Genomic DNA, 3,241 nt, shown 5'->3' with positions numbered 1-3,241 from the left:
TGCGGCGGCGGAGATTACCAATGCCGATGCCATACATCCGGGGTACGGATTTTTGTCCGAAAATTCCAAATTCTCGAAAATCTGTGCCGAGCACGAAATAAAATTTATCGGGGCATCGGGGGAGCATATTGACCGAATGGGCGATAAAGCCTCTGCAAAGGTCACCATGAAAAAAGCGGGCGTACCCACAGTTCCGGGTTCCGACGGATTGCTGAAAGATTTGGCCGACGCCATAAAGGTGGCCAAAAAAATGGGCTATCCCGTCATGATAAAAGCGACCGCCGGCGGTGGTGGTAAGGGTATGCGTGCCGTAAGGGCAGCCGAGGAAATGGAAGTACTTTTTGAGAGCGCCGTTAAAGAAGCCTCCGCTGCATTCGGCAATGGTGATATGTACATGGAAAAACTCATCGAAGAGCCAAGACACATCGAAATACAGATAGTCGGGGATCAGTACGGAAAAGCCTGTCATCTTTCCGAGCGCGACTGTTCGATACAGCGACGGCATCAAAAATTGACCGAAGAAACGCCTTCGCCCTTTATGACCGACAAGCTTCGGGATGCCATGGGCAAGGCAGCGGTCAAAGCCGCGGAATTTATTAAGTACGAGGGTGCCGGCACCATTGAGTTTTTGGTCGACAAGCACCGTAATTTTTACTTTATGGAAATGAATACCCGTATTCAGGTCGAGCATCCGATTACCGAGCAGGTCATCGATTACGACTTGATCCGCGAACAGATACTGGTCGCCGGCGGGGTTCCGATTTCCGGAAAAAACTATCTTCCGAAACTACATTCCATCGAATGCCGAATCAATGCCGAAGATCCCTACAACAATTTCAGGCCATCCCCGGGAAAGATTACCACCTTGCATATTCCCGGCGGGCACGGCGTACGAATGGACACCCATGTCTACAGTGGCTACAGTATTCCGCCCAATTACGATAGCATGATCGCCAAGCTCATCACGACGGCACAGACCCGCGAAGAGGCCATCAACAAAATGAGACGCTCCCTTGACGAATTTGTAATCGAAGGCATAAAGACTACCATACCCTTTCACAGGCAGTTGATGGACCATCCCGATTATCTGGCGGGCAACTATACGACCGCGTTCATGAACGATTTCAAGATGGAACCGCAGACGGAGGAGTAATCGTTGTTAAATGAACCTCAGCTACTGGGAATACAAAACTTGGCTCTCCCACATCGATTTTACCATCGTCGGCAGCGGTATTGTCGGCCTGAACTGTGCGCTGCACCTCAAGCAACGATTTCCGAAAGCAAAAATTGTGGTTCTCGAAAAGGGGTTTTTACCGCAGGGCGCTAGCACCAAAAATGCGGGCTTCGCCTGTTTTGGTAGTATTTCCGAGATTTTGGCGGATTTGAGGCAACATTCCGAGGAAGAGGTTTTTGGTCTTGTCCAAAAAAGATGGAACGGCATACAACTGCTACGGGAAACGCTGGGCGATAAGGCCCTCGATTTTCAACAACTTGGCGGACATGAGTTGTTCTTGGAAGAGGATGGCGCACTATTTCAAAACTGCGTGCGAATGCAGGATGAAGTTAACCGGCTCTTATATCCCGTTTTTAGTGGAGATGCCTTTCATGAACATCCGAATACGTTCCTGTTCAAGGGCATACGGGACAAGTACATTACGAATAGTTTTGAAGGCCAATTGGATACGGGTAAAATGATGGCCCGGTTACTATGGCTTGTCCAAAATCAAGGTGTTATCGTTCTGAACGGCATTTCCGTAGAAGATTTTTCGGAGAACACATCGAATATCAAGGTCAGCACCGACCGTTTCGAATTAAACACGAATAATCTTCTAATAGCCACCAATGGATTTGCCGCCCAATTATTGAACGAACATGTGCAACCGGCAAGGGCACAGGTCTTGATTACCAAACCAATTAAAAACCTTTCCATTAAAGGAACCTTTCATTTTGATGAGGGATATTATTATTTTAGGAATATCGATTGCCGTATTTTATTCGGAGGTGGTAGAAATCGCGACCTGAAAACCGAGGAAACGACAGTATTAGAACAAACCGAACGTATTCAAAAGCACTTGGAAAAGTTACTCAAGAAAGTTATTCTGCCTGGTATTCCCTTTGAGGTCGACCGAAGGTGGAGCGGTATCATGGGCGTGGGCGACATAAAACGGCCTATTGTAAAACAAGTTTCCGAAAATGTGTTCTGTGGAGTTCGTCTCGGGGGTATGGGCATTGCCATCGGTAGTTTAGTGGGAAAGGAGCTGGCGGACTTGGTTTGACCGTTTCATCGATAAACACTACCTTAATCCTTCATTAAAATCAACTTTTTCGATGGCAAAAAAGAAACACCTCCGCAGCAGCGAATGGTTCGGGGGCAAAGATAAAATGGGCTTTGTACACCGTTCCTGGTTGCGCAACCAAGGCTATCCCGACGATTATTTTCAGGGGAGGCCCGTGATCGGCATCTGTAATACCTGGTCCGAACTGACACCCTGCAACGGACATTTGCGCGATTTTGCCGAAGTGGTCAAAAAAGGAATTCTCGAAGCTGGCGGATTCCCGATGGAATTCCCGGTCATGTCGTTGGGCGAAACCCTAATGCGACCGACCACCATGCTGTTCCGGAATTTGGCAAGTATGGATGTCGAGGAGTCCATTCGGGCGAACCCCTTGGACGGTATCGTACTTTTGACCGGCTGCGATAAGACTACCCCGAGTACTGTCATGGGCGCTTGCAGCGTAGATTTGCCGACCATCGTCGTACCGGGCGGGCCCATGTTGAGCGGGCGTTTCCGGGGCGAGAAAGTCGGTTCGGGTTCCATGAACTGGATGATCAAGGAAAAACAAAATCTGGAAGGCTACACCGCGGCGGATTTTACCGAGGCCGAAGTCTGTGTGGCCCGTAGTATCGGACATTGCAATACCATGGGCACGGCCTCGACAATGGCAACGATGGTAGAAGCCCTCGGCTTGACCCTACCTGGATTCTCGTCCATTCCGGCAGCAGACTCCCGGAAAAAACTGCTTGCCCAGCTGTCCGGAAGACGCATCGTCGAAATGGTCAGGGAAGATTTGAAACTCTCCAAAATATTGACCCGAAAGGCGTTCGAGAATGCCATTGTGACCAATGCGGCCGTCGGCGGATCGACGAATCTGATCATACATCTCACAGCTATTGCCGGCAGGATCGGGGTAGATCTTAAACTGGAGGATTTTGATGTATTGGGAAGCAAGGTGCCTTTAC

At 49.2% G+C, this 3,241-nt stretch carries 3 protein-coding genes; all 3 read left to right on the top strand.

Annotated elements, in window-relative coordinates; translation table 11 throughout:
• A partial coding sequence (locus ACEW8S_RS06705) for an acetyl/propionyl/methylcrotonyl-CoA carboxylase subunit alpha (protein WP_373517398.1) occupies positions 1–1,153 on the top strand: 1,153 nt, incomplete at its 5' end.
• Between the two features lie 10 nt (positions 1,154–1,163).
• Positions 1,164–2,276, top strand: coding sequence for an NAD(P)/FAD-dependent oxidoreductase (locus ACEW8S_RS06700; protein WP_373517397.1), 1,113 nt, complete (start codon positions 1,164–1,166; stop codon positions 2,274–2,276).
• Positions 2,277–2,328: 52 nt separating this feature from the next.
• On the top strand, positions 2,329–3,241 hold a 913-nt coding region (locus ACEW8S_RS06695), incomplete at its 3' end, for a dihydroxy-acid dehydratase (RefSeq protein WP_373517396.1).

Origin of the sequence: Pricia sp. (assembly GCF_041745955.1) — a bacterium.
Taxonomy (GTDB): domain Bacteria; phylum Bacteroidota; class Bacteroidia; order Flavobacteriales; family Flavobacteriaceae; genus Pricia.
This window is presented reverse-complemented; position numbering and strand designations above follow the sequence as displayed.